A 15,831-nucleotide genomic window follows, 5' to 3' on the forward strand; every position below is an offset into this window, starting at 1 on the left:
CGAACTCCACCTGGACTTTTTCTTGCCCTCTCAGGTGGAATCACTGAAAGCCGAGATTTTGTTTGACATGACCAAATACACTCTCCACGTCCGTTTTTCGGTGCGCGTAGAGTGTTCGTCCGAATTCACTTTTCAGTTTGAACGCTTTTTTCGCTTTGAGTTCCTTGTAAACCGGATTATAATAGACCTTCCGGTTGCCTTTGGCGGTGGTACAGTCCGCTTTGAATGGGCATCCTTCACAGGACTCACATTCATAGATTTTAAAGTCCCGGCTGTATACCTCTTGATACTTTTACGCCAAACAAACGTGTATTTGTTAGCATTGGCTTCGATCTTGGTTCCATCGATAAAAATAGTCTCTTCCATCCACATACCCTTCCTCGATTAGCAGCCGAACCATCTCCGGATATAAGGTATCCATCAACGATTTGCAGCGTTCCGAACGAAACCGGTTGATCGTGTTGAAGTCTGGTGTCTGACTGGCCGCCATCCACATCATGGGCAAGTGTTCGGTTAGTGCTCCTTCGATAGCGCGCGCAGAAAACAGGCTCTGGGTGTATCCGTACAGGACGATTTTCGCCATCATCTTCGGATGATAGGCAGGGCGGCCGCCCCCTTTATAAGCATCAAAAAACAGCTGATCGTCCAGGGCGTCGATCATGTCGCTTACGATCCGGGCAACGTGATCTTCCGGAATTAAATCCGAAAAATCCATAGGAAGATACAGCTGATTCATGGTATCCTCTTGGAAAGTGACCGTTTGGCTACTCATAAAAATGTTAGATTGTTTTTTCGTTCCACTACTTTGAATGGCGATCAGGTGAGACGCCTGCGGGAAAAGCAAGAGCTGAAGATCCACCGACGGTGATCTTCCGTCGGTTAGCTGAAGCCTTGCCCGCGGCAAGCGAACCTGAAGAGCCATCTATCTGAAAGGGTATTAATTAATCTTAACGATAAATCTTATAGAATTAAAAAAAGGGCTGTCAAAAGGTCATTTTTTATGACCTTTTGATACAGCCCCCTAGTTAGGATTGTTTTTTAGGTGAGGCGGTTGATCGACTTCTCTACATCAGGAAGGTCCATTTTTCCAGTTTCGAAAAAGTTTTTTATAATATATTTCGAGAAATTGACAGCTGACTGATAATCGATATGGCCGGGGAGCGGTGCTTGGTCTTCGATGGATACGTCTATAATGACAGGGCTCTCTGAGTTGAACGCTTGTTTCATTTTCTTTCCTAAATCCTCATATTTTTCGATGCGATACCCTTCTCCCCCGCATGCCTCCGCAAATTTGGCAAAATCAATCTCTTCAATCTTTGTCTCGTAGTTTAAGTGGCCCATCAGTTGTTGCTCGTATTTAATCATACCGATTTTACGATTGTTAAGAACGATCATTTTTACGGGGAGCTCGTATTTTACAGCTGTAATAAAATCTTGCATCCCCATTGAAAAGCCGCCGTCCCCGCAGATACTGACGACTTGTTTGTCTGGGTAAGAAAGCTGCGCTGCAATCGCACCGGGAATACCACTTCCCATTGTAGCCATTCGTCCCGAGATGACAAACTTTTGGTTGGCAAATGGCAGGAAACGGGCTGTCCACACGGTTACATTGCCGACATCTGCGGACACTACTGCATCAGGTTTCATGACCTGCTCTAATTGATGCATCACTTGCGGTGCTCGGATTGGGGTCGTCTCTGCTTCTTTTTCTTTCTGAAGATTATTGCGCCACTCTTCCATTTTGGCCTGGCACTTTTCTAGGAATATATGAGAATCGTTGGGCGCAATGGAGTCTGTTAAGGATGTGAATGTTTCCTTAGTGTCACCAGCAAGTCCAAGATCAATCGGATAATACCTTCCCAGGTTCTCGGGCTTATTATCAATCTGTATCGCCTTCGCCTTGTCCGGTAAAAAGTCGCGATAAGGGAACTGGGTGCCGGCGAGGATCAGCAAATCGGCTTCTTTCATCGCATAGTAGGCGGGTTTTGTGCCTATTTGTCCATGTTGTCCGAGACAATAAGGATGATTATCCGGGATTACTCCTTTCGCCAGCAGACTAAGAACGATGGGAGCACCGATTGTTTTCGCAAAGGTTAGCAACTCTTCCCTTGCATGTGCCGTTCCCTTTCCAGCGAGAATGACGGGTTTTTCCGCCTGTTCCATTAATGTTTTAGCCTTGGCTATATGCGACTCTTTCGAAACAATCTCCGGTTGATAATAGTGATTGGCAGTTAACCGATCAAATTCTTTCTGTTTTTTCGCAAATAGATCGTCTGGAACAATGAGGACAGAAACTCCTTTATGTGCGTATGCTTCCCGGATCGCCTGGTTGAGCATATCAGGTAGTTGTGCTTCTGTTTCAGCACGTTTATTAAAAACAGCAACATCCTCAAACATTTGCTCAAGATTCACTTCTTGAAAGGCACTCGTACCGACTTGATCGCTGTGTACCTGTCCAACGATAGCAAGGACAGGTGCATGATCTGCTTTTGCATCGTATAAACCATTTAATAAGTGAACGGCTCCAGGTCCAGCAATGGAGGAGCACACGCCAAGCTTTCCAGTTAGTTTTGCGTAAGCGGAAGCGGCTAGAGCCCCTGTTTCCTCGTGACGTACTTGAATGAAAGATATTTCATCTTGTTTTTTTCTAAGATCATCGATGAATTCATTGATGGAATCACCGGGCATCCCGTATATATGATGGACTCCCCAGTCAATCAGCTGTTCTGTAAGAATTTCTCCCGTTCTCTTCTCAAACACCGTAGTCACTCCTCCTCTACTTTCACTTGATTGTAAGATACTTATTACCTTTTCAGGCTTCTTACAAACGGAAAAACGGAGTGAACTTAAAGAGTGAGGTATTAAGTCTCATTCTGTGTCAGCCTTAATCGTTTTGCTAATGGAGTCATTGTAAAACCGTGAATGCTTACGGTGGTGAAGATTAAGGCAAGTGTGATGGGCACTATTAAGACTGCATCGGAAAAGCCGGCTTGCAACAAAGCGGACTGAAAATAGCTGCTCACTGTCATTGCCACAATACCCCGGGGAGCAATCCACGCAATTAACGCTTTTTCACGGACTGGAAGCCCTGTGTTAGTCAGTGCTAAAGAGACAGTTAACGGCCGAATAACAAAAATCATCACAAGCACGAACCCGACGAGGCGGATATCAAGCATTCCGATAAGCTCCTCTCTCGTTATAGAGGCAGCCAAAATAATAAACACAGACGAGACCAACAGAACAGATATATTTTCTTTAAAATGGCGGATGTTTTTCAAGATGTGATCATCTATTCCCATATTCGCAAGAGCAAGTCCCATGGCCGTAACTGTTAATAGACCACTTTCCGGCATCAGCATATCAGAGATGCTGAAACTGAGAACAACAACGGCAAACATCAAGGAAGTCTGCATGTATTGCGGGATTAATTCTTTTTGGAAGACATATCCCATTAGAAAACCAACAAAGTAACCACTTATCAAAGCAATCGCAGCCGCTAAGAAAAATAAAAAAAGATAAGCTGATTCGGTCACACCTGCTACAACCAGTCCGATTTGAAAAGCGAGAAGGGCGAATAATGGACCAATAGGGTCAACCATAATGCCTTCCCAACGAAGCAAGGCTGCCGGGCGCTCCTGAAGTTTAGATTGACGTAGAAGCGGCCCGATCACGGTAGGCCCTGTGACTACAAATAAACCGCCAATGACAAATGCCGTTACCCAGGTGAGACCGATGATATAGTGGGTCGCTGCAGCAGAGAAAACCCAAGAAAGCAAAGGGACGATCGTTACCATTCGCCGCACTGGTTTCTGAAAATGAAAAATTTCTCTACGTTCTAAACTTAGACTTCCCTCAAACAAAATGATCGCAACTGCCATAGAAATTAAGGGTTCCAAAACCGGACCGAAAATTTCTTCAGGACGAAGGAGGTTTAAGCCTGGGCCCAACAGTACCCCTGTGATTGTCATGACAACAATGGCAGGCAATCCCCGGCGCCATGAATACCACTGCGAGAACATCCCAATAAATAAAATGATACCGATTACAACTAACGTTAATTCCATAAAAGTCCACCTTTATTCAGGAACATAATGATAATAGAAAACACAGCTACTATTTTGTTTTTAGGATTGCCAAAACGTCGTCAATATATTTTTCAATGGTGATAAGTTCTTGAAAATTAGAAAGCATTCCACGAATAACCGGATACCTCGGGTTTACCTTAGAGAGCTCCTCTTCCATGACTTCCAAAGAGACAAGTTGTTCTTCCTGTGTCGTTATGCTGGGCAGCGTATTTTTTTCTTTTTTACATTTCTTTTTATTCTTTCTTAGTAGCTGACTGTTCCTCTGTTTTTTTTGAGAAGATGAGGAATTTGGATCGCGGATAATGGATGTTGTTCTTGAATAATTTTTTTACGATTCACTAAGGTAATCCCCTCGTTCATATGGTTTGCGAGAACAAAACGAGTCAGGACTGATAATAGTCCTGACTCGTTTGAGACTAGCCTTGATCGAGAAGGGTCTGTACCGTAACGAATTGGTACCCTTTTTCCCGTAAATCATCGATAATGTCAGGAAGTGATTTTACCGATCCTGCCAGTATCTGCCGATCTTTCGAAGGGAAGTTATGCTGCAAAATGATGCCACCGGGGGAAATCTCACGGTTTACAGTAGTTACGATTTCTTCCGCCGTTTTTCCTTCCCAGTCTTCCGAGTCAACTGACCATGTAATGGCTCTTAACCCCATTTTATGCAGAATCCAGGCATCGGTCTTTGTGATTGCTCCGTATGGAGGGCGGAAGATATCTGGTTTAAGCCCTACTGTTTTCTCCAGTGCGGTTTGTGTGGAGGCGATTTCCTGATAGACATCGGCAGACATTTTGTTTGGCAATAAAGGATGATTTTGTGTATGGTTGCCAATCGCGTGTCCTTCCTTAACAATGCGCTTCATCATATCCGGGAACTCGGTTACATGTTTTCCCATGACAAAAAAAGTCGCTTTTACATCTTTCTTTTTAAGGATATCTAAAATTTTTGGTGTGAAGTAGTCATCAGGACCGTCGTCAAAAGTGAGTGCGACCAATTTTTTGTCGGAACTTCCTTTGCTTATCCCCTTTGGAGGTTTCGGGATGTTCGTTGTTACGAAAGTTTGTGACGTTTTCGAGTTATACGTTACCTCCATGTCAAGTTTTTTACCTACGTCGACAAGGGGCACGAATACCTTCCCATTTTTTTCAATGGTTTTGGTAGAAAGGTTAGATCGTTTCCACGCTTTCGTGCCAACATAATGATCCGCGTACGATTTTCCGATAGGTATGGCAAATTTGACATTACCACTTCGAAAAATTATGGAATGATATTTGTTACTTTCATCAACTAGAACACCAGTATGTTTGAAAAACAAAGCAGGGACGAGCAAGTGGCCATCTTGCAAGAGGTACTCTGTTTTTGTCGGTTGATTGTCTATGAAAACAGACCCCTTTGCTAACTCGGGTTCCTTCGCGCCAATTGCTGTTCCGGCAGCCGACAAGTTAATCAGGAAAAGGAAAATAACAGCAACTGCCACTTTTTTCATTAAAAGTCCACGCTTTCTAGAAGATATCTTTTTATTATTACTCATGAACAGGCTCACCCTTTTGGAAAGAAATAATGTGTTGTAAAATTTAGGTTATCCTAGTTTTGACAAAATTATTTATGAGAGAAGAGAAGCGAAAGAGGGGGGATGGATTATTGCTTATCGTTTTATAGGTTCCGTAAAGGGGGAAGAGTATCTGCCTCATGCTCACAGGTGGAGGCCTGAGGAAGGAATTTTTAACATGAAGCCGTACCACGTATCGTTTCCGATTGATATCATAAAGGAACGAGAGGCATCGATGTGGCGTTACCTGGAAGCATTACCCTTTGAGAAAACCAATATTTATTCATCGGTTACGCTCGGGGAAGGAATGACACCGCTTGTACGCTTCGAACGAGGCGAGCCCCGTTTTTTATTGAAATTGGATTATCTAATGCCGACCGGGTCTTTTAAAGACAGAGGGGCTGCGGTGTTAATCGCAAAGGCAAAAGAACTTGGAGTTTCTGCCGTGTTGGCCGATAGCAGTGGTAATGCAGGTACGGCCATTGCCGCGTACAGTGCACGAGCCGGCATTCCTTGTCATATTTATGTTCCGGCGGCGATTTCGGAGAAAAAGTTATCCCAAATTAAGATGCATGGTGCGTACTTGCATAAAATTCCGGGTACAAGAGAAGAGACAGCCGAAGCAGCGAAAGTAGCAGTAGACAGGGAAAAGATATTTTACGCCAGTCACGTGTACAATCCGTTTTTCCTAGAAGGAACGAAAACATTCGCTTTTGAAATCTGGGAACAGCTTCAGTATCAAGTACCGGATACCGTAGTTTTACCGGTTGGCAATGGTACTCTTGTGTTAGGAGCTTATATTGGGTTTAAGAATCTAGTGGAGGCAGGAGCAGCGGATAAAATGCCACGGATTATTGCTGTCCAGGCAGAGCCGTGTTCTCCGATTGCTGCTGCATTCAAGGACAACAGGCAGGTACGTCCGGTTGAAAACACAGGGACACAAGCAGAGGGAATTGCCATCGCCAACCCGGAAAGAGGGGATCAAATTATAGAAGCGGTGAAAGCAACAGGTGGGACCATCGTCACCGCCCCCGAAGAAGACATTGCAACCGCACAAGCTGGGCTCGCCGGAAAAGGTTTTTACGTCGAACCGACAACTGCCGCTACGTATGCCGCTTACAAAAAACACCGTGACATTCATATTAATGAAAAGGAAGTAGTTGTGCTGGCATTATGCGGAACTGGCTTGAAAAAGTAATCATAAACTTGCTAAGCTTTTTTATTAAACAAACGTTTGATTAACTCCTCTGATATAAAGTGGAGTCCAGTCACAGCTATTCCAGTCTTGGAATATTTTCATATATGAAAGGGTTAAGAGAGATGCACAGGGAAGATGTTCGAGAGCGGGTGCTGCGCTGCAATGAATCTGAGTTATATCAATGGCGGGAACATGTGCTGTTTTGTTTGAAGTGGTTTCGGAAGGCGAATAATACCTTCGAGATAGAGGAATGTGAATACCTGTTGGGTTTACTCAATAGCAGGCTTGCCACATTAGAGAAAGACATTAGGGAGGAATAAACCCATACTTTCCTGAAAACGGAAGCAATAGGGGAATTGTTCATAAATAGGAGTGACACTGGGTACTATAAGGGAAATCAATTGAAAGGAGGTTTCCGATGAGTACTCGGTATTGCTGTCCTAATTGTAAAACGAACCGGTCCAGGTTCAATATTATTGAACAGACGGCCCATGCGGTAAAACTGGATCCGCAGACAGGAGAGGTGATGGAACGCTTTGAGAACTCGGAGGACCCAGGACCGCTCCATACGCTTTATCAAGGTCCCGAACGGAGGATCCAATGTGCGGTCTGCGGACTGATAGAAAATGAACTTATGTTTATTAAATTTGCAGATAAATAATCTTAAAAGGCAACCCTCTGAAGCAATTCATTCATCATGCCTACTCTAACAAATTGTTGGTAGGGAAGGATGCTCTGTACCTAAAACAGGATTATTTAACTCGCAAGCGCGGAGGCGGCTGTTTCCGGATTTCTTTCTGTTGCTTTAATGCGGAGGAACAGTTAGGACAAATTACAGCTTGCGATGGGATCGGCAGGCAGCAATACGGACATTCTTTCTTACTCATGGCCTCGAGCGGATGCAAATGCGGCTTTTTCCAGCGGTTGATTTGCCTGACGACGAGAAATACAGCAAATAAAATGATGAGAAAGCGTACGGATGTCGTAAGAAAAAGACCATAATTAATCGTGGCCACGCCGGCTTCCTTTGCTTCGGCAAGAGAAGGGTACGTCTCGCCGGTTAAGCTGATATGTAAATTCTCTACGTTCATTTTAGAGTATAACAATCCGATTGGCGGGAGCAGTAAGTCTTTGACGAGAGAATCCATAAAGTTGCTGAAGGCTGCTCCTAACACCATCCCTACTCCGATATCAATCGCACTGCCTTTTACGGCAAATTGGCGAAACTCGTGAAATAATCCCATGTCGTCCACTCCTTTTACTTCTATTCTATGAGAAGCAGCCAGGACTATGAAAAGGAGTAGGGATACGAAATGCATTTCGAAGATTCTAAACGTAAAGACCCTAGAAAGGTGTTCCTACGGCCTTAACACGATTTCAGGCTGGCCAATTTCCTTGCAATAAAACGAAACCATTCTTTGTTCTTTTCCTCGAGCGCCTGGTCGATCTGTTCATTCCAAACGCTGCGCTTCATCTCCATGTCTGCTGCATTCATCATGATTCTGCGCTCCAAACAGTTCTCGATATCGTGAAATGAAACGAACACTCGGACAGCTCCGTTAATTATTGTGGAAATAAACCAGCCTTTTCCTTCAATATAAAAGCCTTGGTCCGTTATTTGCAATTGGTCTCCCCGTTTTAAAGAGAAAACTCTCTCCTGCTCATTTTTTACATAATGGATATCCGTAGGAGATGGGTGAACGACAGTAAAATAGGAGTGCATGATAATTCCCTCCGTAACCGATGGTAAATATAAACCGGAAGCTCGGCTGATAGTGTTATTTCTGAATAATCACTTGAATGACATGCCCTTTTCCAGTATGCAATAACCCTTCTACTCTTTCTTGTTCTCCGTAAAAAAAGTGAAGGACGTTGTAGTCATATACCCATGATAGCACATCGTTAGGATGATAAAGCATTTCTTTTACCTTAGGTCCGCCCGTAAGATAGCGGAGCTGGTCTTCAGAGTAGACTTCAAACATAATGGTGCCACCGCTTTTGACACTGGCAATGATTTTATCAAGGACGGTCTTTTGGTCTTTCTTCAAAAAGTGGCCGAAGACCATGATCGCACCGTCAAACTTTTCCACTGGGAGAGAGTCATGAATAAGATCGGTTTGAATCGTTTCAACTTCTACATTAAAACGATTGGCGAGTTTTTTTGTTTTTTGTAAACCGTTTTCCGCGAAGTCAAATGTGGTTACCTCATGATTATGCTGCGCTAAATAGACGGCATTCCGCCCCTCTCCTTCCGCAAAAGCAGCAATCTTCTTGTTTCCTCTTAGAAAGTGAGCCTGCTCTTTAACAAATACATTCGGCACTTCTCCATATACATACTCCTCCGCAGAAAAACGATCGTTCCAATGGTTAGACAAAATGAACAACTCCTTATTGAACTTTTTCATAGAGCCCAGTTTTTGTTATCACTACAATGACAGTAATCCTCTCATTAGGCAAGAGATCAATTGACGACGACAGTTTCTGCTTTATATTCGTGTATTTCACCTTCCGACCCTTTATGTAAGGTGCGGACTTTTATGTTAAGAAGTGGGGAGAGGAAGGACTGTCAATCAGCCACCGATGATTCCTAACCATGCTTTTTAAATAAGATCTACCTTTTACTACATCTTTATTCAGGGGGAAGCACGTATAGTGCTCTCCGTCCAGCAAGGTATAAATATCAATCTGTATTGGTACCTTTCCGAAGGCATCCTGTGAAAATACAGTAAGCAGGTGAGTATACAACTGGATGACTTCTTCGTTTCTATTTGAAGACCGTCTGGCTTTGCAAGTGTCCGGTCCGCTCAGCGCAATTTATTCTTCATACCATCATTTCGCATTGATAATCCGTTAGATTTCTTCGGGAAGGAAGACGAGTGTGATGAACGGAGTGATGCTCCCCCTTTTCATTCTTATTCGTGCTTAAACCGCATACTTCATCGCTTGGTAGATGGAACACCATGATCGTTTTGCGTAGTAAATCGGAATTGATTCGTCTTTCGCTCGTTCTTTTATTGACTTGGCAAGATTATGATTGACATAATCCGTTAATACAAGAATGCAGGTAATGTCAGAGGGGATATTTTTTTTAATCTTTTGTGCCTTCCTTCCATCCATATGTAAGATCTTATCAAAGCCAACAGCAGAGAGTTTATTAGGAATCAGTCCTAAATGATCAGCACCTACGACAAGAAGTGAACGCATATTTTTCTCCTCCGTTTTCTTTAAATTAGTATCGGACAAGCTAATAATGAAATCAAATGAAAACCGTTCTCAGTTGTTTGGTTTTTATTGTAAATGATAATCATTTTCATTGTCAAGTGTTTAAAAAATGCTGTCGTGATAAAACAGAGACATGTTTAAAGATAATATAGGAGGGTATCCTCATAAATGCAGAAATAGGTGGCATTGTATCAGGAGGTCATTGTTGTGCAGGAAATAAGAGTTGGCATTATTCCGGCACCAGAATTGCCAGAAAGCATCGCACGTGATTTATTAGATAAATTTCCTGACTATTTTTCCAAATACATTGACGATCAAGTCTCTTGGAATGTAGATATATTGGTAGATCCGCTTACTGGGGCAGCGGAAAATGTTAATGATATTATTGATGAAGCGATCATGCGCAGGAAGCAGAAAAACTGGCATTATGCCATCTGTTTGACGGATCTGCCGATTTTTACAGGCAAAGACATCGTGTTAGCAGATGCCAACTACGAGGAAAGGGTAGCCCAAGTGTCGCTGCCGGCTTTTGGTTCGGTTCCAATGAAAAATAGAATATGTAATACGATCATCGAACTGTTAAGTGAATTGTATAAAGGTTTTTCGGATATAAAAGGCGCCAATCAGAATTCCATGCAGGGAAAAGACATGTCTCACAAAGAAAAAAAACAAGTCCATTACTATGGCTTTAAACAGGAGAAGACTCGGAAATTTTCCTCGATACGAAAAACGAAATTTATACGTAAAGATGAGAAAGTAGATGTTCGTTATATTGTTATTCCGCGTATGAATGGACGTCTGCGCATTTTGTTGGGAATGACGCATGCAAATCGGCCGTGGACGGTTTTTCCATCCTTTAAAAATGTAATAGCCATCGCTTTTGCAACGGGAGCGTATGGGCTGATTTTCCCTACGTTGTGGAAGTTAAGCGCAGCGTTTGCACTTCCACGTCTCCTTGGTTTGACAGCAGTTTCCCTTTTCAGCATGGTTGTATGGGTGACGATCGCGCATGGCTTGTGGGAAAAACGGACGGCTAAAAGCAAAAAGAAACTACGACGGCTGTATAATACAGCTACTCTCTCAACTCTTAGCATAGCGGTAATGTTTTATTATATTGTCTTAGTGATTCTATTCTTTGGGATGGTTTCTATTTTTGTCCCGCCAGAGTTGTTTGCTGAAGAAGCAGGGTTAAAAGAATCAGCCACGATAGTCGACTACGTTAAGCTGGCTTGGCTGGCAGCATCGGTGGCGACGGTAGCCGGCGCGATGGGAGCAGGACTTGAAAACGATGAACTAGTACGTACTATTACGTATGGATATCGGCAGAGACGCCGATACAAGGAAATGAACACAGAAAAAGAGAACAGCACGAAACTTACTAGGGAGATAGATCAATAGAAAGAAGGCAGGCGAGAGAGCCTGTCTTTTTTATCGTGGGAAACGTTTGTAACATAACGGATTCTAGTTGTAATAGGATGGGAAAGGGTCTGATATATTCTTGTAATCTTTCTATGTTAAAGTGACTGTGGATTACAAAAAGGGAGTTGATTTTTTGAAGAAGTTACTAACGGTTGCTAGTTTAGCAATCGCCATTTTACTAGGAACGGCTATGGAAGAAGCTGATGCTGCAAGCAATACATATACAGTAAAAAGCGGAGATACGCTGTACCGTATTTCCTTACATCATGATATGTCAGTGAAAGAACTTAAATCGATTAATGACCTCTCATCCAATCTTATTTATCCCGGTCAGACTCTTCAGCTTTCTGAAAGTGGGGCGGCCCGTGTTAATTCTGCATCGGACAAACCTTCATCGGAACAAAAGGCAATCCGGGAACTGACTGTTTCATCGACAGCTTACACGGCTAATTGCCGAGGCTGTTCCGGAATTACAGCTACCGGTATTAATTTAAAAGCGAACCCTAATCAGAAAGTTATCGCAGTGGACCCGAATGTTATTCCATTAGGAACTAAAGTACACGTGGAAGGTTACGGCACTGCCATTGCCGGCGATACCGGGGGTGCCATCCGCGGAAACAAAATTGACGTATTTTTTAAAGACCGCAGTTCCGCCTTGCGCTGGGGACGAAAACAAGTAAAAATTAAAATTCTCGAATAGAAGAAGAGATACCTGCCTGATCGATTCCAGGCAGGTTTTTTATGTGAGCTTCGTTTTTTTATACATATAGTTATCTAAAAATTATTGACTTTCAGAATTAAAACGTATAGTATTTTATTAAAACTACTGTCGTTTATTTTACGTCATAACAAAAATCGTAACTTAAAGCCGAGGAGGGATAAAGCAACAATGGGAGAATTTTTGCAGTTTTCGGTAACAGGGTTAACGATTGGGAGCATTTATGCCATTGTAGCACTTGGTTTTGTCACTATTTATAGTGTTACGAAAGTGATCAACCTCGCTCAAGGAGAGTTTGTCATGCTTGGTGGCATGATTATGTTTACGTTTTTAAACATAGGAATCAACTATTGGATTTCATTTTTACTAACCCTTATTTTGGTTATGATAATTGGCTGGCTGGTGGAGTGGACCATCATTCGGAGAGCTAAAGGGGCGGATCCGATAAGCCTGATCATCTTAACCATCGGAATCGCTATATTTATAAGGGGTGTTGCAAGCGTCGTATGGGGAAAAGGCCAAGTGCGGATACCTGCTTTTTCATCAAATCAGTCAATCAATATTGGTCCAGCATCCATTACGCCGCAGAGTATGTGGGTTGTGTTTATTATGCTTTTAGTTGTTATTTTCCTCTATATACTTATCGATAAAACGATTGTCGGCAAAGCGTTTCAAGCCTGTTCGGCTAACCCGCCAGCGGCAAGGTTGATGGGAATCAGTCCGGCCCGGATGTCTTCCTTTTCTTTTACCTTAAGTGCAGGGCTTGGTGCACTTGCGGGACTTGCTGTGGCGCCAATCTTATTTCCTGCTTACGATATGGGGGTCATGCTGGGTATTAAAGGCTTTTCCGCAGCCATCCTCGGTGGTCTCGGCAGTGCACCTGGTGCGGTTGCAGGTGGTTTGATTATTGGATTCTTGGAGTCATACGGAGCCGGCTACATTAGTTCAGGCTTGAAAGATGCTATTGCTTTTACAGCCATTTTGCTCATTCTCCTCATCCGTCCAAGCGGCATTCTAGGTGAAAAAAACGTTGGAAAGGGAGGACTGTAATGAAGCTTCCAGGGGTGCAGCAGACTAAGTGGACGGGAGTGGCTATTTTTGTAGGAATTGTTCTAATCTTCCCTTTTGTCATTACCCAGTCCTTCTTGTTAAGCCAAGCAACTTTTACTGGTATTTATGTCATTGTTGCATTGGGGCTCGGTCTTTTAATGGGTTATGCCGGGCAGATTTCTCTTGGCCAGGCAGCGTTTTACGGAGTAGGTGCTTACGCCACAGCTGTTTTGACGACCTCTTATGGGCTAAGTCCGTGGCTGGGCCTGTTATTTTCTATCTTGATACCAGCTCTCCTTGCATACGTGATGGGATATACGATGGCACGGCTAAGCGGCTACTATTTGGCAATGGCAACCCTTGCTTTTGGTATCATTATTCACGGAGTGCTCGTAGAATGGCGCGGGGTGACGTTAGGGGCTTCTGGATTGTACGGGATACCGCAGATTCAATTATTCGGAATGTCGCTGTCACAAGGATTGCCATATTACTATTTTGTGTGGACATTTGCAATCGTTGCTATCGTCATTTGTCTAAATATTGTGCATTCTCATGTCGGCCGGGCCCTTCGTTCTATTCATGACAGTGAAATAGCAGCAAGCGCGATGGGGGTCAACACAGGAAAGTATAAGACACAGATATTTGTCTTAAGTGCTATATTGGCAGGAGTGGCTGGCTGGTTATTTGCCCATATGAGCTATAGTATTTCTCCGGGTTCCTTTACGTTAGACGCCTCTATTATGTTCCTGACGATGGTAGTACTTGGTGGAAGCAGCAGTGTGTGGGGAGCAGTCTTTGGTACTGTACTTATTACCGTCATTCGCATTATTGTACATGAATTAGGAGAAACCGTCCCATTTATCACGAGTGACTTTGAACACGTCGTCTACGGGTTGATTCTCATATTGGTCATCGTCTTTACACCGAGGGGGTTGTTTCCACCAATTGCCGGCTGGTTTACGAGGATAATGAAGCAACGGTTTAGAAAGAACATAGAGCAGACAAAGGCAAGTTGAAGTTGAAACAGCAGGATTTCACAAGAGTGAGGTGAAGCGTGATGCTGCAAGTAAAAAATGTAACAAAAACCTTCGGAGGGGTGGTAGCGAACAAAGAAGTCAATTTTTCGGTTGGGAAAGGAGAAATTGTCGGGCTTATCGGGCCAAATGGGGCAGGGAAAAGTACGATGTTTAACATGATATCTGCTATTTTTCCACCGACAAAAGGGGAAATTATTTTTCGCGACCTGAATATTGAAAAGAAGTCTACGAACGAAATGGCGCCACTCGGAATTTCGCGTACATTTCAAAATCTACAGATCTTTAAACGTATGACGGTTGTGGAAAATGTCATGATTGGTCGTCATATTCGCACTAAAACAGGAATGTTGAAAGCCGCACTTAAGTTACCAAGTGCCAAAGATGAAGAGAGAAAGGCCTATGAGAGTGCGTTAGAATGTATTCATTTTGTCGGGCTTGAAAAGGTTTTAGATCAACAAGCCGGGAATCTCGCGCTCGGAGATCTGCGGCTTCTTGAACTGGCAAGAGCATTAGCCGTGAACCCTGAACTGCTGTTGCTCGATGAAATTGCAGCGGGGTTGAATCAAAAAGAGTCTAAAGACATGAGCAAGCTAATCCAGAAAATAAGAGAACAAGGGATTACCGTCTTTGTGGTAGAGCATGATATGGATCTGGTGATGTCTATTTGTGACAAGGTGATCGTTCTAGATCAAGGTGAAAAAATAGCAGAAGGAACACCGCAGGAAATACAGGGTAACCAACAGGTCATTACGGCTTACTTGGGAGCAGAGGAAATGGAAGAGGTAAAGCAGGGGGGAGGTGCATGAAAAACGAACAAGTCATTTTAGAAACCAGGGACTTATCTGTTAGTTATGGGGCTATTCAGGCACTCCGACATGTCTCTATGCACGTTGAAAAAGGAGAAATTGTCGCCCTGCTTGGTGCAAACGGGGCGGGAAAGACAACGCTTTTGCAAACGCTTTCTGGATTGATAACCCCTGACGACGGCACGATTATCTACAGGGGAGTGGAGATGATAGGACAAGAAGCCGAAGAAGTGGCAGCAAAGCATCTGATTCATGTTCCGGAACACCGGCAAGTGTTTCCTACGCTGTCTGTCTTAGATAATTTAACATTAGGAGCGTATCACCACTACCGCAAAACCGGGGCAAAAGCAGTAGAAACGGAAATGGAAAAGGTTTTTTCCTTTTTCCCGATTTTGAAAGAAAGGAAAGAACAGCTGGCAGGAACGTTGTCAGGCGGACAGCAGCAAATGCTGGCGATTGCACGTGGTGTGATGGCGAAACCATCCCTTCTTCTCCTTGATGAACCAACACTCGGATTAGCGCCAATTATTGCGCAGGAAGTGCTTGGTCTTGTCGCCGACCTGCGGAATGAATTCGAGACAACTGTTCTCTTAGTAGAGCAGAATGTCGTTTCATCACTGCGAATTGCCGACCGCGGTTACGTCATTTCTCACGGAGAGATTGTCAAAAGTGGAAGCGCATCTGAGTTACGTAATGATAAAGAAATAAAGGAAGCATATCTCGGTCAAAGTGTGTAACAACCA

General features: G+C 43.5%; 15 protein-coding genes and 2 pseudogenes. 8 read left to right on the forward strand and 9 right to left on the reverse strand.

Translation table 11 applies throughout. The features are described from left to right. Window positions 1–40: 40 nt before the first annotated feature. The 5 genes and pseudogenes from LOR49_RS17715 to LOR49_RS10860 all read right to left on the reverse strand — a co-directional run bounded on the left by LOR49_RS17715 (window position 41) and on the right by LOR49_RS10860 (window position 5,620). Entirely contained in the window at window positions 41–259 is a 219-nt protein-coding gene (locus tag LOR49_RS17715; protein ID WP_420830437.1) for a transposase, read from the reverse strand. 182 nt (window positions 260–441) lie between these two features. Then, window positions 442–772, reverse strand: a pseudogene (locus LOR49_RS17720) (transposase); the annotation flags it as partial. A 266-nt stretch (window positions 773–1,038) separates the two neighbouring features. Next, window positions 1,039–2,760, reverse strand: a complete 1,722-nt coding sequence (locus LOR49_RS10850; protein ID WP_240376703.1) for a pyruvate oxidase — start codon at window positions 2,758–2,760, stop codon at window positions 1,039–1,041. A 101-nt stretch (window positions 2,761–2,861) separates the two neighbouring features. Beyond that, a complete protein-coding gene (locus LOR49_RS10855; protein WP_240376705.1) occupies window positions 2,862–4,064 on the reverse strand; it encodes a cation:proton antiporter in 1,203 nt (400 codons plus the stop codon). 437 nt (window positions 4,065–4,501) lie between these two features. Beyond that, entirely contained in the window at window positions 4,502–5,620 is a 1,119-nt protein-coding gene (locus LOR49_RS10860) for a polysaccharide deacetylase family protein (protein WP_240376707.1), read from the reverse strand. A gap of 196 nt (window positions 5,621–5,816) precedes the next feature. On the opposite strand from LOR49_RS10860, the gene thrC reads away from it, so the two are divergent. Both thrC and LOR49_RS10870 read left to right on the forward strand, forming a co-directional pair. Further along, window positions 5,817–6,836, forward strand: a complete 1,020-nt coding sequence (thrC, locus tag LOR49_RS10865; RefSeq protein ID WP_240376709.1) for a threonine synthase — start codon at window positions 5,817–5,819, stop codon at window positions 6,834–6,836. A 418-nt stretch (window positions 6,837–7,254) separates the two neighbouring features. Then, window positions 7,255–7,497, forward strand: a complete 243-nt coding sequence (locus LOR49_RS10870) for a DNA alkylation repair protein (protein WP_240376711.1) — start codon at window positions 7,255–7,257, stop codon at window positions 7,495–7,497. A 91-nt stretch (window positions 7,498–7,588) separates the two neighbouring features. On the opposite strand, the gene mscL is transcribed toward LOR49_RS10870, so the two are convergent. The 4 genes from mscL to LOR49_RS10890 all read right to left on the reverse strand — a co-directional run bounded on the left by mscL (window position 7,589) and on the right by LOR49_RS10890 (window position 10,040). Then, window positions 7,589–8,080 carry a large conductance mechanosensitive channel protein MscL gene (gene mscL, locus LOR49_RS10875; RefSeq protein ID WP_240376713.1) on the reverse strand — a complete coding sequence of 164 codons (492 nt, stop codon included), beginning with the start codon at window positions 8,078–8,080 and terminating at the stop codon, window positions 7,589–7,591. A gap of 122 nt (window positions 8,081–8,202) precedes the next feature. Further along, on the reverse strand, window positions 8,203–8,559 hold the full coding sequence (locus LOR49_RS10880) for an IDEAL domain-containing protein (RefSeq protein ID WP_240376715.1): 357 nt from the start codon (window positions 8,557–8,559) through the stop codon (window positions 8,203–8,205). Window positions 8,560–8,614: 55 nt separating this feature from the next. After that, complete coding sequence (locus tag LOR49_RS10885) at window positions 8,615–9,211, reverse strand: class I SAM-dependent methyltransferase (RefSeq protein ID WP_240376718.1); 597 nt, start codon at window positions 9,209–9,211, stop codon at window positions 8,615–8,617. A 547-nt stretch (window positions 9,212–9,758) separates the two neighbouring features. Further along, window positions 9,759–10,040, reverse strand: coding sequence for a DUF2325 domain-containing protein (locus tag LOR49_RS10890; protein ID WP_240376720.1), 282 nt, complete (start codon window positions 10,038–10,040; stop codon window positions 9,759–9,761). A 225-nt stretch (window positions 10,041–10,265) separates the two neighbouring features. Between LOR49_RS10890 and LOR49_RS10895 the strand changes: the two genes are divergently transcribed. From LOR49_RS10895 to LOR49_RS10920, 6 genes and pseudogenes are all read left to right on the forward strand, one after another. Then, window positions 10,266–11,456, forward strand: coding sequence for an MFS transporter (locus tag LOR49_RS10895; RefSeq protein ID WP_240376721.1), 1,191 nt, complete (start codon window positions 10,266–10,268; stop codon window positions 11,454–11,456). 439 nt (window positions 11,457–11,895) lie between these two features. Continuing rightward, window positions 11,896–12,177, forward strand: a pseudogene (locus tag LOR49_RS17725) (3D domain-containing protein); the annotation flags it as partial. 189 nt (window positions 12,178–12,366) lie between these two features. After that, window positions 12,367–13,245, forward strand: a complete 879-nt coding sequence (locus LOR49_RS10905; RefSeq protein ID WP_240376723.1) for a branched-chain amino acid ABC transporter permease — start codon at window positions 12,367–12,369, stop codon at window positions 13,243–13,245. Beyond that, window positions 13,245–14,261, forward strand: a complete 1,017-nt coding sequence (locus LOR49_RS10910) for a branched-chain amino acid ABC transporter permease (protein ID WP_240376725.1) — start codon at window positions 13,245–13,247, stop codon at window positions 14,259–14,261. Before LOR49_RS10905 ends, LOR49_RS10910 begins: the two co-directional genes overlap by 1 nt. A 41-nt stretch (window positions 14,262–14,302) precedes the next feature. Beyond that, a complete protein-coding gene (locus LOR49_RS10915; RefSeq protein WP_240376727.1) occupies window positions 14,303–15,088 on the forward strand; it encodes an ABC transporter ATP-binding protein in 786 nt (261 codons plus the stop codon). Then, window positions 15,085–15,825 carry an ABC transporter ATP-binding protein gene (locus LOR49_RS10920; RefSeq protein WP_240376728.1) on the forward strand — a complete coding sequence of 247 codons (741 nt, stop codon included), beginning with the start codon at window positions 15,085–15,087 and terminating at the stop codon, window positions 15,823–15,825. The genes LOR49_RS10915 and LOR49_RS10920 overlap by 4 nt, the downstream gene beginning before the upstream one ends. Window positions 15,826–15,831 lie beyond the last annotated feature (6 nt).

It is taken from the genome of Bacillus piscicola, from assembly GCF_022458745.1.
GTDB lineage: Bacteria > Bacillota > Bacilli > Bacillales > Marinococcaceae > Alteribacillus_A > Alteribacillus_A piscicola.